This window comes from Limnohabitans sp. 2KL-3, from assembly GCF_001269405.1.
Classification (GTDB): Bacteria; Pseudomonadota; Gammaproteobacteria; order Burkholderiales; family Burkholderiaceae_C; genus Limnohabitans_A.
This window is the reverse complement of record NZ_CXON01000003.1, coordinates 96,871-121,699: the sequence shown is the minus strand read 5'-3', so window position 1 is coordinate 121,699 and position 24,829 is coordinate 96,871. Positions and strand designations below refer to the sequence as shown.

The 24,829-nt window shown below is 60.7% G+C and carries 21 protein-coding genes and 1 other RNA gene; 12 read left to right on the top strand and 10 right to left on the bottom strand.

Annotated features, from left to right (window positions below):
• The first annotated feature begins 6 nt into the window (after positions 1-6).
• On the top strand, positions 7-1,692 hold the full coding sequence (locus AMM41_RS05335; protein ID WP_194944621.1) for a ShlB/FhaC/HecB family hemolysin secretion/activation protein: 1,686 nt from the start codon (positions 7-9) through the stop codon (positions 1,690-1,692).
• A 594-nt stretch (positions 1,693-2,286) separates the two neighbouring features.
• Here AMM41_RS05335 and ffs read toward each other — a convergent pair.
• An RNA gene (ffs, locus tag AMM41_RS05330) (signal recognition particle sRNA small type) lies at positions 2,287-2,383 on the bottom strand.
• A gap of 99 nt (positions 2,384-2,482) precedes the next feature.
• Here ffs and dnaX point away from each other — a divergent pair.
• The 4 genes from dnaX (at position 2,483) to AMM41_RS05310 (ending at position 6,778) form a co-directional block, all read left to right on the top strand.
• Complete coding sequence (dnaX, locus tag AMM41_RS05325) at positions 2,483-4,654, top strand: DNA polymerase III subunit gamma/tau (protein ID WP_089954013.1); 2,172 nt, start codon at positions 2,483-2,485, stop codon at positions 4,652-4,654.
• A 43-nt stretch (positions 4,655-4,697) separates the two neighbouring features.
• A complete protein-coding gene (locus AMM41_RS05320) occupies positions 4,698-5,021 on the top strand; it encodes a YbaB/EbfC family nucleoid-associated protein (RefSeq protein WP_089954010.1) in 324 nt (107 codons plus the stop codon).
• Positions 5,022-5,038: 17 nt separating this feature from the next.
• Positions 5,039-5,629 (top strand): recombination mediator RecR, encoded by a 591-nt coding sequence (recR, locus tag AMM41_RS05315; protein WP_089954004.1) that lies wholly within the window; start codon positions 5,039-5,041, stop codon positions 5,627-5,629.
• A gap of 99 nt (positions 5,630-5,728) precedes the next feature.
• A complete protein-coding gene (locus AMM41_RS05310) occupies positions 5,729-6,778 on the top strand; it encodes an ABC transporter substrate-binding protein (protein ID WP_228769110.1) in 1,050 nt (349 codons plus the stop codon).
• A 23-nt stretch (positions 6,779-6,801) separates the two neighbouring features.
• Here AMM41_RS05310 and AMM41_RS05305 read toward each other — a convergent pair whose 3' ends face one another.
• The gene (locus tag AMM41_RS05305) at positions 6,802-8,364 is read right to left on the bottom strand and encodes a transglycosylase SLT domain-containing protein (protein WP_089953997.1); all 1,563 of its coding nucleotides are present in this window, start codon (positions 8,362-8,364) and stop codon (positions 6,802-6,804) included.
• Positions 8,361-9,134 carry a hydroxyacylglutathione hydrolase gene (gene gloB / locus AMM41_RS05300; protein ID WP_089953993.1) on the bottom strand — a complete coding sequence of 258 codons (774 nt, stop codon included), beginning with the start codon at positions 9,132-9,134 and terminating at the stop codon, positions 8,361-8,363. The genes AMM41_RS05305 and gloB overlap by 4 nt, the downstream gene beginning before the upstream one ends.
• Between gloB and AMM41_RS05295 the strand changes: the two genes are divergently transcribed.
• The 4 genes from AMM41_RS05295 to AMM41_RS05280 all read left to right on the top strand — a co-directional run bounded on the left by AMM41_RS05295 (position 9,133) and on the right by AMM41_RS05280 (position 15,012).
• Positions 9,133-9,972: a class I SAM-dependent methyltransferase gene (locus tag AMM41_RS05295; protein WP_089953990.1), complete on the top strand. Its 840-nt coding sequence runs from the start codon at positions 9,133-9,135 to the stop codon at positions 9,970-9,972. The genes gloB and AMM41_RS05295 overlap by 2 nt on opposite strands.
• Entirely contained in the window at positions 9,959-10,405 is a 447-nt protein-coding gene (rnhA, locus tag AMM41_RS05290; protein ID WP_089955233.1) for a ribonuclease HI, read from the top strand. Before AMM41_RS05295 ends, rnhA begins: the two co-directional genes overlap by 14 nt.
• 139 nt (positions 10,406-10,544) lie before the next feature.
• Entirely contained in the window at positions 10,545-11,942 is a 1,398-nt protein-coding gene (locus AMM41_RS05285; protein WP_089953986.1) for an efflux RND transporter periplasmic adaptor subunit, read from the top strand.
• Positions 11,929-15,012 carry an efflux RND transporter permease subunit gene (locus AMM41_RS05280; protein WP_089953981.1) on the top strand — a complete coding sequence of 1,028 codons (3,084 nt, stop codon included), beginning with the start codon at positions 11,929-11,931 and terminating at the stop codon, positions 15,010-15,012. The genes AMM41_RS05285 and AMM41_RS05280 overlap by 14 nt, the downstream gene beginning before the upstream one ends.
• 89 nt (positions 15,013-15,101) lie before the next feature.
• Here AMM41_RS05280 and glp read toward each other — a convergent pair whose 3' ends face one another.
• From glp to AMM41_RS05260, 4 genes are all read right to left on the bottom strand, one after another.
• The gene (glp, locus tag AMM41_RS05275) at positions 15,102-16,427 is read right to left on the bottom strand and encodes a molybdopterin molybdotransferase MoeA (protein WP_228769109.1); all 1,326 of its coding nucleotides are present in this window, start codon (positions 16,425-16,427) and stop codon (positions 15,102-15,104) included.
• A 16-nt stretch (positions 16,428-16,443) separates the two neighbouring features.
• A complete protein-coding gene (gene mobA, locus AMM41_RS05270; protein WP_089953975.1) occupies positions 16,444-17,067 on the bottom strand; it encodes a molybdenum cofactor guanylyltransferase MobA in 624 nt (207 codons plus the stop codon).
• A 5-nt stretch (positions 17,068-17,072) separates the two neighbouring features.
• Entirely contained in the window at positions 17,073-18,221 is a 1,149-nt protein-coding gene (moaA, locus tag AMM41_RS05265; protein WP_089953971.1) for a GTP 3',8-cyclase MoaA, read from the bottom strand.
• A gap of 223 nt (positions 18,222-18,444) precedes the next feature.
• Positions 18,445-19,878: an aldehyde dehydrogenase family protein gene (locus AMM41_RS05260; protein WP_089953967.1), complete on the bottom strand. Its 1,434-nt coding sequence runs from the start codon at positions 19,876-19,878 to the stop codon at positions 18,445-18,447.
• Positions 19,879-20,080: 202 nt separating this feature from the next.
• Here AMM41_RS05260 and ppa point away from each other — a divergent pair, with 202 nt between their 5' ends.
• On the top strand, positions 20,081-20,611 hold the full coding sequence (ppa, locus tag AMM41_RS05255) for an inorganic diphosphatase (RefSeq protein WP_062405772.1): 531 nt from the start codon (positions 20,081-20,083) through the stop codon (positions 20,609-20,611).
• Between the two features lie 77 nt (positions 20,612-20,688).
• Here the strand turns inward: ppa and AMM41_RS05250 are convergent, their stop codons facing one another.
• From AMM41_RS05250 to AMM41_RS05240, 3 genes are all read right to left on the bottom strand, one after another.
• The gene (locus AMM41_RS05250; RefSeq protein ID WP_089953964.1) at positions 20,689-20,982 is read right to left on the bottom strand and encodes an addiction module antidote protein; all 294 of its coding nucleotides are present in this window, start codon (positions 20,980-20,982) and stop codon (positions 20,689-20,691) included.
• Positions 20,979-21,305: a type II toxin-antitoxin system RelE/ParE family toxin gene (locus tag AMM41_RS05245; protein WP_089953960.1), complete on the bottom strand. Its 327-nt coding sequence runs from the start codon at positions 21,303-21,305 to the stop codon at positions 20,979-20,981. The genes AMM41_RS05250 and AMM41_RS05245 overlap by 4 nt, the downstream gene beginning before the upstream one ends.
• 256 nt (positions 21,306-21,561) lie before the next feature.
• The gene (locus tag AMM41_RS05240) at positions 21,562-22,761 is read right to left on the bottom strand and encodes a GNAT family N-acetyltransferase (RefSeq protein ID WP_228769108.1); all 1,200 of its coding nucleotides are present in this window, start codon (positions 22,759-22,761) and stop codon (positions 21,562-21,564) included.
• A gap of 4 nt (positions 22,762-22,765) precedes the next feature.
• Here AMM41_RS05240 and AMM41_RS05235 point away from each other — a divergent pair, with 4 nt between their 5' ends.
• On the top strand, positions 22,766-24,439 hold the full coding sequence (locus tag AMM41_RS05235) for an NAD+ synthase (protein WP_089953956.1): 1,674 nt from the start codon (positions 22,766-22,768) through the stop codon (positions 24,437-24,439).
• A 35-nt stretch (positions 24,440-24,474) separates the two neighbouring features.
• Positions 24,475-24,813 (top strand): P-II family nitrogen regulator, encoded by a 339-nt coding sequence (locus AMM41_RS05230; protein WP_089953953.1) that lies wholly within the window; start codon positions 24,475-24,477, stop codon positions 24,811-24,813.
• Positions 24,814-24,829 lie beyond the last annotated feature (16 nt).

Genomic DNA, 24,829 nt, shown 5'->3' with positions numbered 1-24,829 from the left:
AATGTGATGACTTTCCAGTTGCTGTCTTCTGGCGCTTTTGCACCGTGTGTTGTGCCCTCATGTGCTGGGCTGAAACGGTCGTATCCTGTTTGGCTCACTGCGCTGGCCGTGGGCGCGGGTTGTTTGCTGCACGCCCAGGCCCATGCCCAAATCCTGAACCCGCTGAGCGACACCACCAACTTGCTGATGCAAGACCATTTGAAACGCATGGAGGAAGCGGCTTCGGCCAAAAAACCCCCGCCCACCGCACCGTTGGCAGCGCCTCGGCCGAGCGCCCCAGCGTCTGATGTGGTGGTGCTCATCAACGAGATTCAGTTTTCCAAAACCCAGCTCTTGACCCCCGAAGAATTGAAGGAGCTGGGCGAGCGTTATGTGGGGCGGCGTTTGGGTGCAGGCCAGATTCAGGCTTTGCTCGATGACGTGTCGCAGCTCTACCAGAACAAGGGCATCCTGACCGGCGTGCCGGTTTTGCCCAAGCATGACTTGCAGACCGGGGTGCTGCGGATTTTGTTGGTTGAAGGGCGTCTGGGCGAGGTCAAGGTGGCCGAGCCGGGCATGGCGCAAGCGGACTGGGTCAAGCGTTGGTTTGATCTGGAGCGCAATGCGGTGTTGACGCAAGAAGCTTTGCGCGAACGTTTGGTGCTGTTCAACACGGCGAGCGATTTTTCGGCGACGGCCGACATGGTGGCGGGGGCCGCATTTGGACAAACCGATTTGAGCGTGGCAGTCAACGAAGGCAAGCGGGTGCAGACGTGGGCCTTTGTGGAGCGGTCCACGGCCAGCACCTCGCCGGTGCAGTTGGCCGCAGGTTTGCGTGTGGTGCCCTTCACCATTTACGGCGGGCGACAGGACCTGTCCATCTTGGCCACGAGTGCTGGCAAAACCGGCACCGGGTCCATGAGTTTTCCGCTGGGCACGGGGGGCTGGCGCACCACCTTGAGCGGCTCATTGGCACGCTCTGAAAGCGTGGTCAAAGGCAAGGACTCGTCAGATTTGGCCATCCGTGGCGAATCGGCCGCCTTGACCTGGGATGTCTCACGGGCTTGGGTGTTGGCCGCGCCTTGGCTGGCGGGCACCACCCTCGGTGTGTCCAAGCATCGGTCCCAAACTTTCCTGGACACCAGCGATGTGCCCTTGCTTGATCGGCAAAGCCGCAAACTGTCTTGGTTGGGCACGGTCGAGTACGACACCCCGCGCCAAAAAGGCGGTTTGCGCGGCACCTTCCATGTGGCCTCGGAGACCCAAAACTACCGTTATGCCGAGTTCACCGGCCAATGGCGTCATGCTCTGGACGAGGCGGGCTTGTGGAGTGTGAAGGCTGCTGGGCTGCTGCGCTTGAAGCCCAGCGGCGAGCTGAGTTCGATGGACCGCTTTTATTTGGGCGGCCAGGACTCGGTGCGAGGTTTCAGTTTGGGCGCTGGCAGCGGTGACCGGGGCGCTGCGACCCAATTGGAAATGCGCCGCAGCTTGCGCGATTGGGGTGGCGAATCGGGTGAGGCCTATGTGTTTTGGGATGCAGGTCTGGCCCAAGACCCCACGCGTGTGGCAGACGACCGTTTGCGTTCGGCCGGCATGGGCGTGCAAGTCAAAATCAACGACAGCCTGGGCCTGGATGCGCTGGCCAGCCGCCAACTGTCCACCCCTCAAGCCTCCCCCAGCCGCTTGCTGCTGCGCCTGGTTTACAGCCATTGAGGAACACTGGATTGGAAGCAAGCCTGTGGATAACTTTGTGCAGAACTGGTTTTGATTCCGTTGATTTGAAAACCCGAGTTTTTTGAAAGCTGAATTTGGTTTATTTGAAATAATTTAAAAAAATATTAAATCAATTTTAAAGTATTCAAATATTTAAAAAACTCAATGGGGTAAGCAAGGGTTTTCAAAGTTCAAAAATGTGGATGACTTTGTTTCAGCACATGGCATTGAAGTCCTTGAGTGTGGCGTTTTCTGGCAGCCTCGCCCTTATTGATCCGGCCCTGAGAAGTTTGAAGTGGAAGGCTTGCCTTGGGGACAGTGATCAACGATGGGGGCTTTGTGGGAGCCCCGCCCTCGGGGCGATGGGTGGTGGTCTACGAGGCTCTATCGCGGCGAGGGCGCCGCTCCCACAAAGAAAGCGTTCATGCAAACTTCATCGGGCCGGATCAATAGGGCGAGGCATTTTGTGGGAGCCCCGCCCTCGGGGCGATGGGACGTGGTTTGCTAAAACTCGTCGCAACGCAGGGGTTTTGTGGGGATGTATCTGTCATGCAACACCTTGCTGCGACTGGGACGACAGATTGAAAAGAAGAAGGTGACGAGCCTTGACCCCGGCACTGGATTCACAGTTAGGGCTGCTTGGTTCCCCACCTGACCCGGTTGGCCGCTTCACCATGCGGGAAGGCCCGTCGGGGTTGATTGTAGGCGAGCTTGGGCGGGTCGGGCGTCAGGTGGCCTTGTTTTTTGCACGGTGTGGGTCGCGCGCTTGGGGCCGATAGAATCAAGCCCCATGTCCTATCTTGTTCTCGCGCGCAAATACCGCCCCCGCAATTTCACCGAAATGGTGGGGCAAGAGCATGTTGTTCAAGCTTTGACCAACGCTTTGGTGCAACAGCGCTTGCACCATGCCTACCTGTTCACGGGCACACGGGGCGTGGGCAAGACCACGGTGTCGCGCATTTTGGCCAAGTCCTTGAATTGTCAGGGCGTGGACGGGCAGGGGGGCATCACGGCCGAGCCTTGCGGTGTCTGTCAGGCCTGCCGCGACATTGATGCCGGTCGTTTTGTCGATTACACCGAGTTGGACGCCGCCTCGAACCGGGGGGTGGACGAGGTGCAGAGTTTGCTCGAGCAAGCGGTTTACAAGCCGGTGCAGGGGCGCTTCAAGGTCTTCATGATCGACGAGGTGCACATGCTGACCAACACGGCCTTCAACGCGATGTTGAAGACGCTGGAAGAGCCGCCCGAATACCTGAAATTTGTCTTGGCCACCACCGATCCGCAAAAGGTGCCTGTGACGGTGTTGTCACGTTGCTTGCAGTTCAACCTGCGGCCCATGGCGCCCGAGACGGTGTTTGAACACTTGACGCGTGTGCTCAGCGCCGAGCACTTGACGGCCGAGCCTTTGGCCTTGCGTTTGTTGGCGCGGGCAGCACGCGGCTCCATGCGCGATGCTTTGAGCTTGACCGATCAGGCGATTGCCTTTGGCAATGGCTTGGTGCAAGAGGCCGGTGTGCGCCAGATGCTGGGCAGTGTGGACCGCAGCCATGTGTTGAACTTGATTCGCGCTTTGACGGTGGGTGACGGGGCCACGGTGGTCACCCAGGTGGACGCTTTGCGGCTGCAAGGCGTGTCTGCGGCCGCCACCCTGGAAGACATGGCCATGCTGCTGCAACGCATGGCCGTGATGCAGATGGTGCCGAGCATGGCGCACGATGGGGAAGATCCGGACACCCAAGGTTTGGCCGAGCTGGCCATGGCGATGCCTGCCGAAGAAACCCAATTGCTTTACAGCCTGTGTTTGCATGGGCGCACCGAGCTGGGCTTGGCCCCGGACGAGTATGCGGCGCTGACCATGGTGCTGTTGCGTTTGTTGGCGTTCAAACCGGCTTCGGGTTTGGCTGAAAAAAAAAGCCCACGAATTCCCCCCCGCCCGGCCATTGAGCCCCAAGACACCCGTCTGATCGCGCCCCAAGCAGTCTCGCTGCCTGGGTCTTCGGCGGCGAGCGCTGTGCCTGTTTCTGCCCCAGTGGGGTCTGCTGCGCCCGAGTTGGCCAGTCCTGCGGGCGAGGTGAAGGCTTTGGCACCTGCAGCGTCTTCAGCGCCTTCAGCGTCTTCAGCTGCCGTGGCTCCCGTGCCTGCGCTCGCCTCACCAGTCCCACTGGCTTCATTCACGCCTGCCTTAACGCCTGTTACCCCAGTCGCTCCGACAACAATCACAGCGTCGCCCCCGGTTTCGGTGGCACGCCCTGAGCCTGTGCCAGCAGTGCCAGCGCCTGTACTGCCCCACCCCGTTGCCCATCCGGTGGTCAAGCCGGTGGCCCCTGCCGTGGCCTATCAAGACGCTGTGGATGCGATGGCTCAGGACGCTGAGGACGCTCAGGATGAGTCTCCGCCCTGGGATGAGTGGCACGGTGCCCACGATGACCGCCTGAGCCATGAACCGCCAGGGGCCTCCGCGATGGCGGCTGAACAGGCTCAAAGACCCGTTTCGGGTCTGCGGTCATTGCCGGTGCGTGACATGGCGGCTGTGGCGGGCCGTGCCGATGTGCCGACACCGCTGGCGGTGCAGCCCACGCCCGAGGGCGATGTGTGGCTGGCCGTGGTGCAGGGCCTGATGGCCCAAGAGGCGATCACCGCCTTGGTGCGTGAGCTGGCCTTGCAGTCGCAGCTGATGTCGCGCACGCAGGATCGGTGGCAATTGCGCGTCGAGAACGAGATGCTGAACCATGCGGTGAGCAAGGAGCGTTTGCAGTTGGCTTTGCAGGCGGCAGGCCATGGCGATGTGCAGCTTGGGGTCGAGATCGGACCGGTCAGCGACACTCCAGCCCGACGTTTGGCCATTTTGGCGGCCGAAAAAATGCTGGCTGCGCAAGACCTGATTCAAAACGACCCCCTGGTGCAGGCCATGGTGCGTGACTTTGGCGCGAAAATTGTGCCTGGCAGCATTCAGCTGATTTGACTTTTCTTTTTCTGTTCAACTCCCCCCATTCAAAGGAATCACCATGTTCAACAAAGGACAACTTGCCGGCTTGATGAAACAGGCGCAGGCCATGCAGGACAACCTGAAAAAGGCCCAGGACGAATTGGCGTTTGTCGAGGTGGAAGGCCAGTCGGGCTCGGGCATGGTCAAGGTGCTGATGACCTGCAAGCACAGCGTGCGCCGCGTGACGATCGACCCCAGTTTGCTGGCCGATGACAAAGACATGCTGGAAGATTTGGTGGCCGCTGCTTTTAATGATGCGGTGCGTCAGGCCGAAGAGGTCTCGCAACAAAAAATGGGCAAATTGACAGCCGGTTTGCCGCCCGGCATGAAAATGCCTTTCTGACCGATTGACACGACCGCATGGCCGATACCCACGCCCTTGCCACCTTGGTTCAAGCCCTCAAGGGCTTGCCGGGGGTGGGCATCAAGTCGGCCCAGCGCATGGCCTTTCAGCTGCTGCAAAACGACCGGGCCACAGCCCGCCACTTGGCCGCGGCTTTGCAGCATGCCGTTGAAAACGTGCGCCACTGTGCGTGTTGCCACACCTTCACCGAAGCCGAGTTGTGCGATACCTGTCTGGACGCTTCGCGCGACCGGACACTGCTGTGCGTGATCGAGACACCGGCCGATCAGTCGGCCATCGAGCGCACGGGCACTTACCGGGGTTTGTATTTTGTGTTGATGGGCAAGCTCAGCCCCTTGGACGGCATTGGCCCGCACGACATCGGCTTGTCCAAGCTCAAGCAACGGGTGGCCGACGGGGTCTTGACCGAGGTGATTTTGGCCACCAACTTCACGGCTGAAGGCGAAGCCACGGCCCATGTGATTTCGCAGATGATTCGCCAGCAAGGCTTGAAGGTCACGCGCTTGGCCCGGGGCGTGCCAGCGGGCAGCGAGTTGGAGTATGTGGACCTGGGCACGATTGCCCATGCTTTGGTGGACCGCCGCTGATTTTGCGTACGTGAAAACCCGCTTGGGATCATTCCCGATGCGCGTCAACAGGGCTTTGCTTAAGCTTGGGGCATTGCATGTTTTCAAGGGAGCTGGCCTGTGTCCAAGGCGGTCTGGGGTCGTCGTTCGTTTCTGTCAAGCGCCATGGCTTGGCTGGCCTGTGCGCCGGCTGCCTTGTCCGCCAATGTGGAGCCCGGACGTTTTTTGCCTCGGGTCAAAATTGCCTTGGCAGCAGGGCAAAGCCTCTACCACTTGCCCTTGACCTTGGCAGACCAATTGGGCTATTTCAAGCAGGCGGGTGTGGCGGTGGAGTGGAGCGTTCATGAGTCCGGAGCCAAGGCGGCCAGCAGTGTGTTGCAGGGTCAAGCCGATGTGCTGTCCGGATCGTTTGAGCATTTGTTTTTCTTGCAGCAAAAAGTGCAGGGGTTTCAGGCCTTTGTGCAAACGGGGCGAACACCTCAGCTGAGTTTGGGGGTGAGCACACGGCCGGGATTGGTTTGGCGTTCGGTGATGGATCTGAGGGGCCTGCGTGTGGGGGTCTCGTCTCTGGATTCGGCCACCTACTGGATGACCTGCCATTGGCTCATGAACCATGGTTTGTTGCCCGAAGACGTGGTGTTTGTCCCGGTGGGGTCGGCTCCTCAGGTGGTGGAGTTTTTGCGCAGCGGCGCCATTGATGCCCTGTGTCAACCCGATCCGGTGATGCATTGGTTGGAGCAAAAAAACGAAGTTCGAGTGGTGTTCGAGGCCCGCAGTCTGGCCGCGACCCGCAAGCTTTTTGGGGGCATGGTGCCCGGGGCTTGCTTGATGACCACGGCAGATTTTCTACAGCGCCAACCCGAGCGCGTTCAGGCCTTGAGTGATGCAGTGGTCCATGCTTTGAAATGGTTGCAGACTGCGGGTTTGACCGATGTCTTGAAGGCCGTGCCTGCGGGTCATTGGTTGGGCGATCGGGCCATTTATTTGAGCGCTTTTGAGAAGCTGCGCGAGTCCTATGCGGTCGATGGCATCTTGCGCAGCGAGGAGGTGATGAACGCTTGGCGGGCGCACTCTCGTTTGCCCAATGGCTCGGCCTTGGCCCGGGTGGTGCCTGAAAAAACTTACACCAACGCCTTTGCCCTTAAATCGCGGGTGCGGTTTTCTGCATGAGGGGTGTCACAGGAGACGGGGTCTCAGCGTTGGGACTTTCTTGCAGTCGCTGTGCCTTTTTTGGGACCAGTTTGTCGACTTCGTGCGCTTGATTTTTCTACCCTTCGTGGCGCTTGTGAGGGCACCAACAGGGTCAGTGTTTGACCGTTGCTGAGACTGACCTGGGGTTTGAGCCGGTTCCATTCGGCCACGTTGGCGGCGCTGACACCGTGTCTGGCCGCGAGGCTGGCCAAAGAGTCGCCTTTTCTGGCTTTGACCTGGATTTTTCTCAGCACCACTTCGGGGGCCAGGGCCAAGTGGGCGTTGTCGGCCAGATGTTCGGTGACATCGTTGTCCAGTTTCCCCTGGCGCGGTACCAGCAGGGTGGAGCCGGCTTTGACCAGCATGCGCGGTGGTATGCCATTGACCGAGCGCAATTGCTCGGCGGACAGGCCCAGCTGAGTGGCCACTTCTTCGGCCTTCATGGTGCGTGGGGCTTGCCATGCGGTCCAGGTGGACAGTCGGCGGTTGGCGTGTGATTGCAGGTTGGTCTCAAAGATGGTGGCGTTGTCCCATGGCAGCAAAATTTGGGGTGTGCCTGCGGCCAGGATCACCGGTCGGCTCATGGCGGGGTTGAGGGCTTTGAAGTCCTCCAAGGAAACACCTGCCAATTTGGCGGCCACCTCGACATCGATATCGCGGTCAATGGGCACACTCTTGAAGAAGGGGTGGTTCTGGATCAGGGGCAACTGGGTGCTGAAGGCCTCGGGCTGGGCCACGATGTTTTTGACGGCCTGCAATTTGGGCACGTAATAACGGGTTTCGTTGGGCATGTTCAGATCGCTGTAGCTCAGCGGTTTGCCTTGGGCCCGGTTGCGTGCCAAGGCACGGCCCACACTGCCTTCACCCCAGTTATAAGCGGCCAAAGCCAAATGCCAGTCGCCAAACAGGGTGTAGAGCTTTTGCAGGTAGTCGAGGGCCGCACGGGTGGATTCCAGCACGTCGCGACGCTCATCCCTGAACAGGTTTTGCTTGAGGTCAAAGTACTTGCCCGTGGCGGGCATGAACTGCCACATGCCTGCGGCTTTGGCGCTCGAGACGGCCTGGGGGTTGAAGGCCGATTCAATGAAGGGCAACAGGGCCAGTTCGGTGGGCATGTTGCGCCGCTCCAGTTCCTCCACGATGTGGAACAGGTAGGGGCGTGAGCGTTCGGTCATGCGCAAGATGTAGTCGGGGCGACTGGCATACCACTGTTCGCGGTTGCGCACGAGTTCGTTGTCGAGGTCGGGCATGGCAAAACCACGGCGAATGCGTTCCCAGACGTCAACGGGTGGGGCTTGAAGGCCAATTTGTGATTGGGGCTTGAGCACCACGGCACGGTCAGGCTCTGCTGGGGCAATCGACACCACGGGTGGTGCGTTGAGGGAGGCATTTGCCGCGTCTTGTTTGACGGGTGAGGTCGAGGGTGACGAAGGTGTTGCGCTGGGAAAGCTCGATCTGGGGCCTGACGAGGGGGTGGCGCAGCCCGCCAGCAGCAAGCTCAAGCCCAAAATCAAGGCCCCAGCGGGGCGGCCCAGGGCCTTCAGGGGCGATAGGAGGAGGTTCATCGGAAGTCGTTTTTCCATTGACGAAGGGCCGCAAAAATGGCGATGTCGTCCACCGCGTGAGGCGCATGTTGTTGCACTGCCGTGACCACATCAGGTGCGCGGCTGCGCAGGAAGGGGTTGATGGCTCGCTCTGTGTGCAGGTGTGATGGCAAAGTTGGCAGATCTTGCTGGCGCAGTTGGGTGCACCGCTGCACGTATTGCTGCAAGTCGGTGTTGTGAGGCTCCACGGCCAAGGCAAATTTCAAGTTGGACAGGGTGTATTCGTGGGCACAACACACCCGGGTGGCAGAGGGCAAAGCGGCCAGGGTGTCCAGCGACTGCAGCATTTGAGCGGGAGTGCCTTCAAACAGCCGTCCACAGCCGCCAGAAAACAAGGTGTCGCCACAAAACAGCACAGGGTCTTGGTCTGGCGGTTGCGCCCAAAATGCGATGTGTCCCAGGGTGTGGCCGGGCACATCGATCACCTGGAAGTTCAGGCCATGCCAGTCCAACGCATCGCCTTGTTGCAGACCCTGAGCTTCAACAGGCAAGCGCTCCATGGCCGGTCCTTTGCACAGGGCACCCGTTTGGGCCACCAGCTGGGCCACGCCCCCGGTGTGGTCGGCATGGTGGTGCGTGACTAAAATCGTGTCCAGTTGCAGCCCGGGGTGTGCCGCCAGCCAGTCCAGCACAGCCGCACCATCGCCTGGGTCAACAGCCAGAACGTGGTGGTCTGTGTGTAACAACCAAATATAGTTGTCGGTGAAAGCGGGCAATGCAATGAGTTTCATGGAGAGTCCGATTATAGAAAGCAAGCATTCAAATGCCGATTGGTTGTCCAGTTTGGGGCCGTCGGTGGCCGCGCGTTTGTTGGCCTGGGAACAGGCCCAAACCGATGCACTTTTGGCCGATGTCTTTGGCTATCACGCCGTTCAGCTGGGATGGCCTGACCTGCAAGCCTTGCGGGGCAACCGAATGCCACACCGTTGGCAGGCGCATGCCGAGTTCGAGTCCTCGCAAGCCGCATTTCATCACAACACCGATACCCTGGCCCAAGGCCCTGATGTGTGGCTGGACAGTCGCGCTTGGCCTTGGTCGGCCGACAGCCTGGATTTGGTGGTCTTGCCCCATGCTCTGGAGCGGTCAGCCGATCCTCACGCCTGCTTGCGCGAAGTGGAGCGGGTGTTGATTCCTGAGGGGCATGTGCTCATCACGGGGTTCAATCCCTTGAGTTTGTGGGGTTGGCATCAGTCAGGTGCCTTGCGGCGTCAGGGGGTGGGTCATGGCCTGGGCCAGTCTTTGATCGCCTACCGACGGTTGCGCGATTGGCTGCGTTTGTTGGGGTTTGAGGTTCAGGTCAGCCGTTTTGGAGGCTGGACACCGGCTTGGCGTCAAGAGCGATGGATGCAGCGCATGGACTGGATGGACCGGGTGGGTGAGCGTTGGTGGCCCATTTTTGGGGGCGTTTACCTGTTGATGGCCACCAAACGTGTCCATGGCGGCCGTTTGCTGGAATCTCGCCCTTGGCGCAAGGTACGATCGCCCGCTGCAACGACTGTGCCAGTGGCCCGGTCCGATACCTCCATTGGCCGTCAAGCGGCCGCGAAAGACAGTGTTGACCCACGTTGAAATTTATACCGATGGTGCCTGCAAGGGCAATCCTGGCCCGGGTGGCTGGGGCGCACGCTTGCAGGCTGGCCGGCATGTGCAGGAGTTGTTTGGTGGTGAGCTTAATACCACCAACAACCGCATGGAGATGACCGCTGTCATTGAGGGCCTGTTGGCACTCAAACGCCCTTGCCAAGTCACTTTGTACCTGGACAGCGAATATGTGCGCAAAGGCATCACCGAGTGGATTCAAGGCTGGAAAGCACGGGGATGGCGCACAGCCGCCAAGCAACCGGTCAAAAATGCCGACCTGTGGCAAAAATTGGACACAGTCGTGTCCACTGCGGGACACCGGATTGATTGGCGCTGGGTCAAGGGGCATGCGGGCGATCCGGGCAATGAAAGGGCCGATGCACTCGCCAACCTCGGCGTAGACAAAGCCTTGGGCCGGTGAGGCCAATCCTTTGGCGTTGGCCTAGCTGGTGTAGAAAGCCATTTTCTTGAGCCTCAGCCGAACCGCGACCTCTTGGACAGGGCGGGTGCCGCTGTTACATTCTGTCAGTCTTGGTGAATTCAACCTGAGAGAAATCTGAATGGCTTACAAGAAAAAATATGCCCTGCTGGCGCTCGTCGGGGTTTGTGTAGCGTCTGGTGCGGCTTGGTGGTGGCAAAACAAGCCTGCTGCAAGCAGCCCTGTGGCCCCGTTGGCGGGGCCGGGGGCGGCCACCGGAGGTCCAGGAGCCGGCGCGGCCCGTGCCCCTGCCGTGGAAGTGGCCAAAGTTCAGACCCAGCTCCTGGTGGACGAAACCCAAGCGGTGGGCAGTTTGCGCTCCCGTCAGGGTGTGATGCTGCGCCCCGAAGTGGCCGGTCGTGTCAAACAGATTTTTTTCAACGATGGTCAGCGTGTGCGCAAGGGCCAGGTTTTGGTGCAGTTTGAGGACCAACTGCAGCAGGCACAGGTGTCGCAAGCCCGGGCCGAGTTGTCGATTGCCGAGGCCAACCACAAACGCAACCAAGAATTGGTGGGGCAAAACTTCATCAGCAAGCGATCGCTCGATGAAAGCGGTGCGGCGCTGGAGGTGGCTCGCGCCAAACTGTCTTTGGCCGATGCCACCTTGCAGCGTTTGAAGGTGCTGGCACCATTTGATGGCATCGCTGGTCTCAAGCAAATCAATGTGGGCGATTACCTGAAAGACGGCGCGGACATGGTCAACATCGAGGACCTGGATGCGGTGTTGCTGGATTTCCGATTGCCTGAGCGCTTTCAGGCCAAGATCCGTGCGGGCCAAACAGCCCAGCTGACGGTGGATGCTTTGCCCGGACGTCCCTTCACGGCCATTGTGCAGGCGGTGGACCCCTTGATTGAGGCCAATGGCCGGTCGGTCGGCGTGCGTGGCTGCATCGACAACCGCCAACAGGCTTTGCGTCCCGGCATGTTTGCACGGGTCAATGCGGTGTTTGGTTCGCGTGAAAACGCTTTGGTGATTCCCGAAGAGGCGGTCATCCCTCAGGGAGGACGCAGCTTTGTGGTCAAGGTGGTGGCAGGCGAAAAGCCCGATACCTTGATGTCTGAGCGCGTGGCGGTGAAGCTGGGCTTGCGTTTGCCGGGCAAAGTCGAAGTTTTGGAAGGTTTGGCCGAAGGTGACACCGTGGTCACGGCAGGCCACCAGCGATTGCAAAAAGACGGTACAGCTGTTCGCGTGGTCGACTTGTCGCAGCCCGGAGGTGGCAAACCGCCTGCTGGCGCTGGGCCTTCTGGGGCTGCGGGTGCTGCCGCTGGCCGTGCGCCTGGAGGTGCCAACGGTGCCCCTGCAACAGCAGGGGGCGCTGCAGGGGCACCGGCTTCTGGCGCTGCAGCTTCAGCTGCACCTGGTGCAGCTTTGCAAAGTGCTGGACCCGCTGCTGCGGCCAAGCCGGGTCAGTCTGCAGCCCGAAATGTGGCGGTGTCCGGCCCCAACCCTTGCCTGAGGGGCAACGATGCAGCTCGCTGAAGTCTCCATTCGGCGGCCTGTACTGGCCGTGGTCATGTCCTTGCTGATTTTGCTGATTGGCGCTGTGAGCTTCAAAAGCTTGTCTCTGCGCGAATACCCCAAGATCGACGAGCCCACCGTCACCGTAACCACCCGCTATGTCGGGGCCTCGGCCGAGGTGATCGAGTCGCAGGTCACCAAACCTTTGGAAGACTCGATTGCGGGCATTGATGCGGTGGATGTCATCACCTCCATCAGCCGCGCCGAGCAGTCGCAAATCACGGTGCGCTTTCGCCTTGAAAAGGACGCCGACACGGCCGCAGCCGAAGTGCGTGACCGCACGTCGCGGGTGCGCAACCGTTTGCCTCAGGCCATTGAAGAGCCCGTCATTGCCAAGGTCGAGGCCGATGCCTTTCCGGTGATCTGGCTGGCTTTTTCCAGCGACACGCTCAATGCGCTGCAAATCAACGACCTGGTCAACCGCGTGGTCAAGCCGCGCCTGCAGACCGTGACCGGTGTGGCCGATGTGCGTATTTTTGGTGAGCGCAAATACGCCATGCTGGTGTCCTTGGACCATGCGCGTTTGTCGTCTTATAAGCTCACGCCGCAAGACGTGGAAGACGCCATCCGGCGCAGCAATCTGGAACTGCCTGCGGGTCGCATCGAGTCCAGCAACCGTGAATTCAGTGTCTCGTCACAAACCGACCTGACCCGCCCCAGCCAGTTTGGGGACATCGTGATCCGCAGCGTGAATGGTTTTCCGGTCAAGCTGCGCGATGTGGCCCAGATCAAGGAAGATGCCGCCAACGACCGCAGCGTGGTGCGCCTGAATGGCCGGTCTGCGATTTCTGCCGGCGTGATCCGCCAGGCCACGGCCAACCCGCTGGATTTGTCCAAAGGCGTGCGCGAAATGATTCCCCGCCTTCAGGCTGATTTGCCCGGCGACATCTCGATCGATGTGGCCAACGACAACTCGGTCTTCATCGACCGCTCCATCAAGAACGTGTTCCAGACCATTGTGGAGGCGGTGGTCTTGGTGGCTTTGGTGATTTTTGTATTTTTGCGCACCTTGCGGGCTTCGATCATCCCGATCATCACCATCCCGGTCAGCTTGATTGGGGCGTTTGCCATGATGGCTTTGGCCGGTTTCACCATCAACACCCTGACCCTGCTGGCGCTGGTGTTGGCCATTGGTTTGGTGGTGGACGACGCCATTGTGGTGCTGGAAAACATTTACCGGCACATTGAAGAGGGCTTGGACCCGTTTTCAGCGGCCATCAAGGGCGTTCGGGAAATCAGTTTTGCCGTCATCGCCATGACCTTGACGCTGGCCGCCGTGTTTGCGCCCTTGGCCTTCACGCCGGGGCGCACGGGCAAGTTGTTTGGTGAATTTGCCTTGGCCCTGGCAGGGGCGGTGATTGTGTCGGGCTTTGTGGCCTTGACTCTGGCCCCCATGCTGAGTGCCAAATTGTTGCGCCATAACCCTAATCCAAGCTGGTTTGACAGTTTCATGGAGCGCAGGCTCACGGCCTTGTCCAACGGGTATGAAAGTTTGTTGGGCTTCATCTTGACCCGCGCACGTTGGGTGGTGGTGTTGGTGATGGTGGGCTCAGGGGTGGGCATTGCCTTCATTTACCCCACCATGAAGCAGGAACTCGCACCCCTGGAAGACCGGGGCGTGATTTTGGCCACTGTCAACGCGCCCGATGGCTCCACACTGGAATACACCGACCGCTATGCCCGTTCGCTGGAGAAGTTCGGTCAGGCCTATCCCGAGTTCGACCGCATTTTTGCCAACATCGGCAACCCCACGGTTGGGCAAGGTTCGGTGGTTTATCGTGCGGTGGACTGGGACGAGCGCCAACGCACCACGCTGGAGATCGCGCGTGAATTGGGTGGGAAATTCAACAGCTTGCCCGGTGTGAATGCCTTTCCGATCACGCCGCCTTCTTTGGGGCAGGGTTTTCGCGAGCGGCCTTTGAACTTTGTGATCCAGACCTCGGACAGCTACCAGAACTTGAATCAGCTGACACGCCAGTTGATGGACGAGGTGGCCAAAAACCCGGGCATCTTGTCGCCCGACGTGGACCTGCGTTTGAACAAGCCCGAGCTGCGCATCGAAGTCGATCGCGTGAAAGCCGCCGAGTTGGGCGTGAGCATCGAGGTGGTGGCCAAAACCATCGAGACCATGCTGGGGGGCCGGGTGGTGACGCGTTACAAACGCGACGCCGAGCAGTACGACGTGATCGTGCAAACCTTGCCGTCGGCCCGCAACACGCCCGATGACATCGACGTGATCCAGGTGCGCGGCCGCAACGACACCATGGTCCCGCTGTCGAGTCTGGTCAAGGTGCGTGAAAGTGTCTCTCCGCGCGAGTTGAACCACTTTGGTCAACGCCGGTCGGTGTCGATCACGGCCAACTTGTCGCCTGACTATTCTTTAGGCGAAGCGATCAAGTTCATGGATGAAACCGCGGCCAAGGTGCTCAAACCCGGCTACACCACCGAGCTGAACGGCACTTCGCGCGAATTCAAAAGCTCGCAGGGGGCTTTGGTGATTGTCTTTGTGCTGGCACTGTTCTTCATCTTTTTGGTGCTGGCGGCGCAGTTTGAGAGCTTTGTGGATCCGTTTGTGATCATGCTGTCTGTACCGCTGTCCATGATCGGGGCGCTCTTGGCGCTCAAGTTCACGGGTGGGTCACTCAACGTGTACTCACAAATTGGCTTGATCACCCTGGTGGGCTTGATCACCAAACACGGCATTTTGATTGTGGAATTCACCAACCAGTTGCGCGAGCAGGGCATGGCGATGCAAGAGGCCTTGGTCAAGGCTTCGGCCCAGCGCTTGCGTCCCATTTTGATGACCACCGGGGCGATGGTATTGGGGGCCGTACCTCTGGCCCTGGCCACGGGTGCGGGCGCGGAGAGCCGCACGCAAATTGGTTGGGTGATTGTGGGTGGCATGAGCTTGGGCACTTTGCTGGCCATCTTTGTGGTGCCCACCATGTACTCGCTGCTGGCCCGCAAATCGGTGCCAGGGCCGAACAAGGCGGTGGCGCATGAGGCACCGCCTGAGGTGCCTGTGCATTGATCGCACAGACGCGGCACGCGCTGTGCGGCGTTTGAGTCATGAAAAAAGCGGCCAAGGCCGCTTTTTTCATGTGTGCCGCATCGTCCGGTTCAAAGGTGCCCGTCAAACATCATCACATCCACCTCGTCGCCCACGGCCACGTTGCCTTGGGCGTGGCCCAACACGATCAGGCCGTTGGCTTGAACCATGGAGCTGAGCACGCCCGAGCCTTGGTTGCCGGTGATGCTGACCTGCAAGTCGCCCGCCGCGTTGGTGCTGACGATGCCGCGTTGGTATTCGGTGCGGCCGGGCTTCTTGCGCAGTGCTTCGGTGCTTTTGGCTTTGAGCAGGGGCAAGGCAGGTGCTTGCCAGCCCATGAGCTGCTGCAGAGCAGGGCGCACAAAGGCGGCAAAGGTGACCATCACCGCCACTGGATTGCCCGGCAGGCCAAACAGTACCGCTGAGCGGTTTCCACGCTGGATGCGGCCCACCGCCATGGGGCGGCCCGGGCGCATGGCGATGCGCCAAAAGGCCACATCGCCCAGTTTTTTCATCATGGCCTTGGTGTGGTCGGCCTCGCCCACGCTCACGCCGCCGCTGGTGATGATGGCGTCGGCCTGTGCAGCCGCATCCACAAAAGCTTGTTCCAGCGCGGCAGGCTCGTCGCGCACCACGCCCATGTCGATCAGCTCGCAGCCCAGCGCCTGTACCATGCCGGCCACGGTGTAGCGGTTGCTGTCGTACACCGCGCCTTCGCGGGGCGCTTCGCCCAGGCTCAGGATTTCGTCGCCAGTTGAAAAATAGGCCACTTTGGGTCTGCGCCACACGCTGACACTGGGCAAGCCCAGGCTGGCCAGCAAGCCGCAGGCAGCGGGCGCGAGGCGAGTGCCCGCACGCAGGGCGGGTTGCCCAGCCATCAGGTCCTCGCCCAAAAGGCGGCGGTTGTCGCCCGTTTGCAGCAGGCCGGGCGGAATCTGCACCTGGTCGCCGTCCACCTTCACCAGCTCTTGCGGCGCCACGGTGTCCAGTCCAGCGGGCATGATGGCCCCGGTCATGATGCGCACGCACTCGCCCGCATTCAGCGTGCCTTGCCAGGCAGCACCGGCGAACGCGGTGCCTACAACGTTGAGGGGTGTTGGACGGTCGGGCAGCAGTTCTGCGCCGCGCAAGGCGTAGCCGTCCATGGCCGAGTTGTCATGGGGCGGCACGCTGATGGGTGAGACCACGTCTTGCGCCAGGATGCGGCCATGGGCCTGCATCAAGGCCACGGTTTCTTGTTCGCGCAGGGGCTGGACCAGCTGGGCCAGAAAGTCGTTCACATGGCGGGCCGACAGGGCTTGCGGGTCGTAGCCTTGCAGGCGGTCGGCGATTTCGCTGAGTGACGGTGTGGGTGACAGTGCGGGGGGCAGGGGCATGGTCATGGTCGGCGCGGCCATTGTGTGGCCATGGGATTCAGAGGGCTTCGAGTTGCTGCAGTTCGGCCAGTGTATTGGCGTTGGCAAAGGCCTGTGGGCTGTCGCCAGGCAGGTCAAACGGGACGATGGCGCAGCGGTGCTGTGCGGTCCAGGCGTCGATCTTGCGGCCACCGCCTTGGGTGAACTTGACCAGACTTTCGAGCAGATCGGTTTTGAGCAGGCAAAACACCGGCTGAGGGCGCACCGTGCCATCGGCCTCGGGGGCGGCGGCCATGGCCAGATCGGCGTCTTGGGCGTTCATGGCGTGGACCAGGCGCTCCACCAGATCGAGCGGAAACAAGGGCGTGTCACAGGGCACCGTGAGCATGAGCGGCGTTTCGCAGCGCTCCAAACCCGTTTGAAAACCTGCCAGAGGCCCTGCAAAGCCGTCGATGCTGTCAGGCCAAACCGGCACGCCCAGCGATTCGTAGGCCGCCAGGTTGCGGTTGGCGTTGATCAGCACTTCTTGCAGTGGCAGGCTTTGCAGCTGAAGGCGCATCAGGGTTTGCAAAGCCAGTGGCAGGCCGTGGAAGTTTTGCAGGCCTTTGTCGCTGCCGCCCATGCGCGAGCCGCGCCCGCCTGCAAGGATGAGGCCCGTGATGCCGGGTGCGTTGTTGTTCATGGCCTTCAGCCTCCGATGTAGCTCATTTCCACCCGGCGGCCGGGGCCGCTGGCGGTGTCCGGCCCGCGCAGGCTGCGCAGACGCGAGTATTGGTCGGTGCGCCCGCGCCAGATGGCGTCCACCGTGGCGGCCAGCGTGGTGTCGCTTTGTGTGGGGTCGCGCAAGAGCTGGCGCAGGTCGTAGCCTTGGCTGGCAAACAGGCACAGGTACAAGCGACCTTCGGTGGACAGGCGGGCGCGGTTGCAGTCGCCACAAAAGGCCTGCGTCACGCTGCTGATCACACCCACTTCGCCCAAACTCGGGTCGTGCTCGCCCTGGGCGTTGGCGTAACCCCAGCGCTCGGCGGTTTCGCCCGGGGCTGAGGGGTCGAGCTGCACCAGCGGCAGCTCGGTTTGCAGCAGGCGGATCACCTCGGCACTGGGCAGCACCTCGTCCATGCACCAGCCATTCGTCGCGCCCACGTCCATGTATTCAATGAAGCGCAGCACGATGCCCGTGCCCTGAAAGTGCCGCGCCATGGGCAAAATTTCGTGCTCGTTGGTTCCTCGCTTGACCACCATGTTGACCTTGATCGGCCCCAGACCCGCAGCGCGTGCCGCCTCGATCCCGGCCAGCACATCGGCCACCGGAAAGTCCACGTCGTTCATGCTGCGAAAAACCGCGTCGTCCAGGCCGTCCAGGCTGACCGTCACGCGTTGCAAGCCTGCGTCTTTCAGGCTCTGGGCCTTGCGGGCCAAGAGCGAGCCGTTGGTGGTCAGCGTCAAATCGAGCGGCTGGTCGTCGGGTGTGCGCAGTGCGGCCAGTTGTTTGATCAGGATCTCGATGTTTTTGCGCAGCAGGGGCTCACCGCCCGTGAGGCGAATTTTGCGCACGCCCCGGCCCACAAACACGGTGGCGATGCGGGTGATTTCTTCAAAGCTCAGCAAATGGCTGTGCGGCAGGTAGGCGTAATCCTTGTCAAAGATTTCCTTGGGCATGCAGTAACTGCACCTGAAATTGCAGCGATCGGTCACGCTGATGCGCAAATCCGTCAAGGGGCGGCGCAGGCCGTCCAAGGGCAGTGGGTTCAGGTCGTGGCTGTGGCCTTGCACGGTGGCGGGCAAAGGCAAGCTGGGATGGCGCTGGTCAACCAGCGGAATGACGCGTTCAGACATAGCCATCGATTGTGCCCGACACGCCACCCCCTTGGAGGTGGCATGGTCAAGGATGGACAGATCTACAAAAAAGCGTTCATGCAAACGCCATGAGCTTCACCCCTGTGGGAGCCCCGCCCTCGGGGCGAGGGGTCGCGGTCCGTGAGGCTCTATTGCGGCGGGGGCGCCGCTCCTGCAAAAAAGCGTTCATTCAAGCACCATCGGGTCGGATCACCAGGTGGTTTCAGCCGTGTGAGATGGCCACGGTTTTGAGGGTGGTGAAGCCCAGCAGCGCTTCCAGGCCTTTTTCACGGCCGTAGCCCGATGACTTGACGCCGCCAAAGGGCAGCTCCACCCCACCCGCCGCGCCGTAGTTGTTGATGAACACCTGGCCGCTGCGCACCCGTTTGGCCATGCGGAATTGTCGTCCGCCGTCGCGTGTCCAGATGCCGGCGACGAGGCCGAACTCAGTGGCATTGGCCAACTCGACGGCGTGGTCTTCGTCTTTAAAAGCCATCGCAGAGAGCACGGGGCCAAAGACTTCTTCCTGCGCCAAACGGTGCATCACCGGCACGTCGCGCAAGAGCACAGGGGCTTGGTAAAACCCACCCGCTGGCACACCGGGCGCGATCTGGCCTTGCGCCACGGTGGCGATGCCGTCCGCCTTGGCTTGCTCCAAAAAGCCGGTGACGCGTTCCAACTGGCTGGCGCGGATCAGGGGCCCCAAATCCAGGTTCATCGCGGCTGAGCCCACTTGCAGGCGGCTGAAAGCTTCACCCAGGCGTTGGAGCAGCGGCTCGTAAATGCCTTGCTGGATCAGCACGCGCGAGCCCGCGCTGCAGGTCTGGCCCGAGTTCTGCACGATGGCGTTGACCACCACGGGAATGGCTGCGTCCAGGTCGGCATCGTCAAAAATGATTTGGGGGCTTTTGCCGCCCAGCTCCAAGGTGACCGGGCAATGCCGCTCTGCGGCCACTTGCTGAATGAGTGTGCCCACCCGAGGGCTGCCGGTGAAGCTGATGTGGTCGATGCCGGGGTGGCGGGCCAGCGCGTCACCCACCTCGTGGCCATAACCCGTGACGATGTTCAAGGCGCCGGCCGGAAAGCCGACTTCGGCCGCCAACTGCGCCACGCGGATCAGGCTCAGGCACGCGTCTTCGGCGGGTTTGACCACGCAGGCGTTTCCTGCCGCCAAGGCACCGCCCACGCTGCGGCCAAAAATCTGCATGGGGTAATTCCAGGGGATCACATGGCCCGTCACGCCGTGCGGCTCGCGCCAGGTCAAGACGCTGTAGCCGTTTTGGTAGGGCAGGGTGTCGCCGTGCAGCTTGTCGCAAGACCCGGCGTAAAACTCAAAGTAACGCGCCAGGGCCACCGCGTCGGCGGCCGCTTGTTTGGTGGGTTTGCCGCAGTCGCGCTGCTCCAGCGCCGCCAATTCGCCCGCGTGCTCGGCCACTTTGCGCGACAGCGCCATCAGCAAACGTCCGCGCTCCGTCCCCGTGAGCCGCCCCCAGGGGCCGTTGAAAGCGGCCCGCGCCGCTTGCACGGCCTGGTCGATGTCGGCCGCTTGGCTGCGCGGGATCTGCTCGAACACCTGCCCGTCAGAGGGGTCCAGCACGTCGATGGTTTGGCCGGCCAAGGCAGGGGTGGATTGGTTGGCGATGAAGTTGTGTTGCATACCGCCATTGTCGGTGGTGGGGCGGCCTTGGAAATCACGCACGAGACATCCTGCACAGGAGCACACGCTGACGGTTGCACAAAGGCAAGGGGCGAAAGCCCCGGCAAGGTGGGTGCCCAAGCTTTCGCAAGCCCTGTGAAAGTAAAATCGGGGTTAATCCCTAGGATTTTTCGTTTCCACTTAACTTTCAAAAGCAGACACCATGTCCCTGAACAAAGTCACCCCCGGCAGCAAAGTGCCCGACGCATTCAACGTCATCATCGAAATCCCGATGAACTCCGACCCTGTGAAGTACGAAGTGGACAAAGAGTCCGGCGCTTTGTTTGTGGACCGTTTCATGGGCACCGCCATGCATTACCCCACCAACTACGGCTACGTGCCCCAGACCATCGCCGGTGATGGCGACCCGGTGGACGTGTTGGTGATGACCCCTTTCCCATTGCCCCCAGGTGTGGTGGTGTCGTGCCGCGCCATCGGCATTTTGCTGATGGAAGACGAAGGCGGCATGGACGGCAAGATTTTGGCCGTGCCCACCGAAAAGATCCTGCCCATCTACGCCAACATCAAGGCCCTGTCGGATGTGCACGAGCTGCAACTCAAGCAAATCGCCCACTTCTTTGAACACTACAAAGACCTGGAAAAAGGCAAGTGGGTCAAGGTCAAGGGCTGGGAAGGCGTGGAGTCCGCCGCCAAAGAACTGATGGACGGCATCGCCAACTACAACAAGGCCTGATCGCCTGGCTCAATGGCTTCTGACAGAGGCCGTTGAACCTCAAAACGCCTGCCCGGCTTGCGCCGTGCAGGCGTTTTTTATGGGGCTGGCGCGATGGAGATTCGCAGGCCGGTGGCTTTGAGCACAGCCGCCAAGGTTTTGATTGTGGGATTACCCCGTGCCGACAAGGTGCGGTAAAGCGTTTCGCGCGACAGCTGAGTCTGCGCGGCCAAAGCCGTCATGCCGCAGCGCGCCTCAACCACTTTGCGCAAAGCGGCCAAATAAGTCTTGGGATCGTCATCCTCATTGGCTGCATTCAGGTATTCGGCGGCAAATTCGGCATCTTGGAGTTGTTGAAAAAGCCAGTCATCGTGTTTTGCGGTTTCATTCATGTTGAACTCCTTGTTTGCCATTCCAACCAACGCTGCACGGCTTGGTCGATATCGGCCTGCTGCGAGCGCTTGTCTCCTCCATGGCACAGCAAGACGACTTTTTTATCGGCCAAGGCGTAATAGACGCGGTAGCCCGGACCCCAATCAATCCGCAGCTCCCAAACACCCGCCCCAACAGGCTTGCAATCGCCAAAATTCCCGTTTTGCAGCCGGAGCATGCGCGCCGAAACTCTGGCTCTCGCTTGTTTGTCTCGCAGTTCATCCAACCACAAACCAAACAGGTCCACTCCCTGGGGACTGACGTAGTGCTTCAAAAGAAACATGGCAATTGTAGCTTTAAAGCTACCCTCCTGATGTGTTTTTATGCCATCAAGTGAGCCACTGAACGCGTCAAAGATCAAGCCTCTGCAAGCCGATTCATTCGCTGGACTGACCTTGTCTTCGAAATTCAGGGCTCGGCGACAGAATGTGTCAGAAGGGGGCGCAGGTTGTGGCTTGGCGGTACGACATTTTCCGTTGGAGCGACATCGCGCATGGGGATGACGGAGAAGGCTTCACGTCGGACATGAAAGTGCCGACCTACAAGTTGGGCTGCTGCGTTTGTTTGAGTGGTGAGTGCTGATTGAGCGCTTCGAGGTAGTTCTCCACCCCCGCTTTTTCCCGCTCCAGAAAGCGTGCCACTGCTTCTGAAAACGCCGGGTGCGCCAGCCAGTGGGCGCTGTGTGTGGGCGTGGGCAGCAGGGCGCGGGCCATTTTGTGCTCACCTTGTGCCCCGCCTTCAAAGCGCTTGACGCCATTGGCGATGCACCACGCGATGGGCTGGTAATAACAGGCCTCAAAGTGCAGGCAGTCCACCCGTGCGAGCGCTCCCCAATAACGCCCATAAGCCACTTCGGGCTGGCCAGCGGCGTTCAGGTGCAGGCCGATCAGGCTGATGCCGATGGCTTGCCCTTCGTGTTCGGCCACAAAAAGCAGCCAATTGGCGGCCATGTCACGGCGCATGGCGTCGAAAAACTCAGGCTTCAAATAGGGGGCGTTGCCGTGTTCCCAATAGGTTTGCTGGTAGCAGCGCAGCAGCACGGCCCAGTCATCGCCTGTCATGTCGGGGCCGCGTACGGCGCGAAAGCTGACGCCTGCCTCAGCCACTTTGCGGCGTTCTTGTCGGATTTTTTTGCGCTTTTCCTGGTTCAGGCTGCCCAAAAAGTCGTCAAAGTCGCGCCAGCCCTGGTTTTGCCAATGGAATTGCACCTGGCTGCGCTGCAGCAAACCCGCCTTATCGCAAGCCTGCAAGTCTTGTGGGCTGCCAAACAGGATGTGCAGCGAGGGGATGTCGTTGGTTTGGCACAACTCCAGCAAGGCGGCCAGCAGGGCTTGGCGGGTGGCATCGGACTCGGCCAGCAAACGGCTGCCAGGCACGGGTGTGAAGGGCGAGGCCACCAGGGCCTTGGGGTAATAGTTCATGCCATGGCGCTCGTAAGCGTCGGCCCAGGCGTGGTCAAACACATACTCGCCGCGCGAATGGGTCTTGAGGTAGAGGGGGCATGCTGCGGCCAAGGCCAGGCCCGTGGGGGTGTCGCGCCATAAACTGAGCACTTGAAGTGTCCAGCCCGTCTCGGGCACAGCCGAGCCGCTGGTCTGCATGGCCGACAAATAGGCATGCCGCATGAAGGGAGATGGCGCATCTTGCTGGGCGAGCAAGCCGTCCCAAGCCGCAGGCGCGATGCCACTCAGGTCATCCTCTACCCGGGTGACATAATTCAAGCTCAATTTTTCCAGCACCTGTATGACTCTCCAAATTCGTGTGGCCCAGCTCAACTTTGTCGTTGGTGACATGCCGGGCAATGCCCGCAAAATCATCGACGCCGCCACCTCGGCCTACGCCCAGGGGGCCAGGCTGTTGATCACGCCCGAGCTGTCGATTTGCGGCTATGCGGCCGAAGACCTGCTGCTGCGCCCGGCCTTCATTGACGCCTGCGATGATGCCCTGAAAACGGTGGCCCGCGAACTGGCTGGGTTAAAGGGCCTGCATGTGGTGGTGGGTCACCCCGAAGGCGGCGGCGTGCGCACCCGCAGCGTGGCCGTGACGCGCCGCCACAACCGTGCGAGCGTCCTGTGCGAGGGCAAAGTCGTCTGCGCTTACGACAAGCGCGAGTTGCCCAACTACCAAGTGTTTGACGAGCGCCGCTATTTCACACCCGGCAACGGGGTGGGGGTGTTTGAGGTCGAGGGGGTTCGGGTGGGGCTGCTCATTTGCGAAGACGCCTGGTTCGACGAACCAGCCCGTTTGGCGCGTGAAGCTGGGGCGCAGGTGCTGGCGGTGCTGAACGCCTCGCCTTTTCATGCGGGCAAAGGCCCGGAGCGTGAGCAGCGCATGCGCGAGCGCGTGGCCGACAGCGGTTTGCCCCTGATTTATGCGCACCTGGTTGGCGGGCAAGACGAGGTGATTTTTGAAGGCCGCTCGTTTGCGCTCAATGCCCAAGGCGAAACCGTGGCGCGGGCCGAGGGCTTTCGCGAGGCCGACTTGGCGGTGCAGGCATCACTTGGCCAGCAGGGCGTGGAGCTGAGCGCCGCACCCGAGGACTTGGTGCCCATGGCCAGCGCTGATGCCGAGTTGTGGGACGCGCTGGTGTTGGGCGTGCGCGACTACCTGGGTAAAAACGGTTTCAAGGGCGCGATTTTGGGCCTGTCGGGCGGCATCGATTCGGCGCTGGTGCTGGCGATTGCGGTGGACGCGATCGGGGCCGACAAGATCCACGCGGTGATGATGCCCTCGCCCTACACGGCCGACATCAGCTGGATCGATTCGCGCGACATGGTCAAGCGCCTCAATGTGCGGTATGACGAAATCTCGATTGCGCCCTTGTTCGACGGCTTCAAACAGGCGCTGTCGGCGCAGTTTGAGGGCTTGAAAGAAGACACGACCGAAGAAAACATCCAAGCCCGCATTCGCGGCACGCTGCTGATGGCGCTGTCCAACAAGACCGGGGCGATTGTGCTGACCACCGGCAACAAGAGCGAGATGGCCACCGGTTACTGCACGCTGTATGGCGACATGGCGGGCGGTTTTGCGGTCATCAAGGACGTGGTCAAGACCCGCGTGTTCGACTTGGCCCGCTGGCGCAACCTTCATGATCCGTATTGCACGGGCAAGCAGCCGATCCCCGAGCGCATCATCACCCGCCCGCCCAGCGCCGAGCTGCGCCCTGACCAAAAAGACCAGGACAGCCTGCCTGCCTACGAGGTGCTGGACGCGATCATCCAGCGTTACATGGAAAACGACGAGGGTGTGGAAGCGTTGATCGCAGACGGTTTTGAGCGAGCCGATGTGGAAAAAGTGACACACCTGATCAAGCTCAACGAGTACAAACGCCGCCAGTCGCCTGTGGGCATTCGCGTGACGCACCGCAGTTTTGGCAAAGATTGGCGTTATCCTATGACCAATAAATTCCGCGCCTGAATTCGGGTGCTTTCCATTTTTTGAGGATTTTTTTCATGAAACAGATCACCGCCGTCATCAAACCCTTCAAGCTGGAAGAAGTGCGTGAAGCCTTGGCCGAATGCGGCGTGACGGGTTTGACAGTGACCGAAGTCAAGGGTTTTGGACGCCAAAAAGGCCACACCGAGCTTTACCGGGGTGCCGAATACGTGGTCGACTTTTTGCCCAAGGTCAAGGTTGAAGTGGTGGTCAAGGACGACGACGTGGACAGCTGTGTGGACGCGATTGTCAAGGCCGCCCGCACCGGCAAGATCGGCGACGGCAAGATTTTTGTGACTTCGGTCGAGCGAGTGGTGCGCATCCGCACCGGCGAACAGGACGAAACAGCCATCTGATCAGGCTGTAGGTGCA

Bases quoted from the DNA above. Each gene is read 5' to 3' on its own strand.
- gloB (WP_089953993.1), bottom strand. From the start codon at position 9,134: ATGAAACTCATTGCATTGCCCGCTTTCACCGACAACTATATTTGGTTG.
- AMM41_RS05250 (WP_089953964.1), bottom strand. From the start codon at position 20,982: ATGAATGAAACCGCAAAACACGATGACTGGCTTTTTCAACAACTCCAA.
- recR (WP_089954004.1), top strand. From the start codon at position 5,039: ATGGCCGATACCCACGCCCTTGCCACCTTGGTTCAAGCCCTCAAGGGC.
- AMM41_RS05320 (WP_089954010.1), top strand. From the start codon at position 4,698: ATGTTCAACAAAGGACAACTTGCCGGCTTGATGAAACAGGCGCAGGCC.
- glp (WP_228769109.1), bottom strand. From the start codon at position 16,427: ATGGCCGCGCCGACCATGACCATGCCCCTGCCCCCCGCACTGTCACCC.
- AMM41_RS05305 (WP_089953997.1), bottom strand. From the start codon at position 8,364: ATGAACCTCCTCCTATCGCCCCTGAAGGCCCTGGGCCGCCCCGCTGGG.
- AMM41_RS05295 (WP_089953990.1), top strand. From the start codon at position 9,133: ATGGAGAGTCCGATTATAGAAAGCAAGCATTCAAATGCCGATTGGTTG.
- AMM41_RS05280 (WP_089953981.1), top strand. From the start codon at position 11,929: ATGCAGCTCGCTGAAGTCTCCATTCGGCGGCCTGTACTGGCCGTGGTC.
- AMM41_RS05230 (WP_089953953.1), top strand. From the start codon at position 24,475: ATGAAACAGATCACCGCCGTCATCAAACCCTTCAAGCTGGAAGAAGTG.
- AMM41_RS05245 (WP_089953960.1), bottom strand. From the start codon at position 21,305: ATGTTTCTTTTGAAGCACTACGTCAGTCCCCAGGGAGTGGACCTGTTT.
- dnaX (WP_089954013.1), top strand. From the start codon at position 2,483: ATGTCCTATCTTGTTCTCGCGCGCAAATACCGCCCCCGCAATTTCACC.
- moaA (WP_089953971.1), bottom strand. From the start codon at position 18,221: ATGTCTGAACGCGTCATTCCGCTGGTTGACCAGCGCCATCCCAGCTTG.
- AMM41_RS05235 (WP_089953956.1), top strand. From the start codon at position 22,766: ATGACTCTCCAAATTCGTGTGGCCCAGCTCAACTTTGTCGTTGGTGAC.
- AMM41_RS05335 (WP_194944621.1), top strand. From the start codon at position 7: ATGACTTTCCAGTTGCTGTCTTCTGGCGCTTTTGCACCGTGTGTTGTG.
- AMM41_RS05285 (WP_089953986.1), top strand. From the start codon at position 10,545: ATGGCTTACAAGAAAAAATATGCCCTGCTGGCGCTCGTCGGGGTTTGT.
- mobA (WP_089953975.1), bottom strand. From the start codon at position 17,067: ATGAACAACAACGCACCCGGCATCACGGGCCTCATCCTTGCAGGCGGG.
- AMM41_RS05260 (WP_089953967.1), bottom strand. From the start codon at position 19,878: ATGCAACACAACTTCATCGCCAACCAATCCACCCCTGCCTTGGCCGGC.
- ppa (WP_062405772.1), top strand. From the start codon at position 20,081: ATGTCCCTGAACAAAGTCACCCCCGGCAGCAAAGTGCCCGACGCATTC.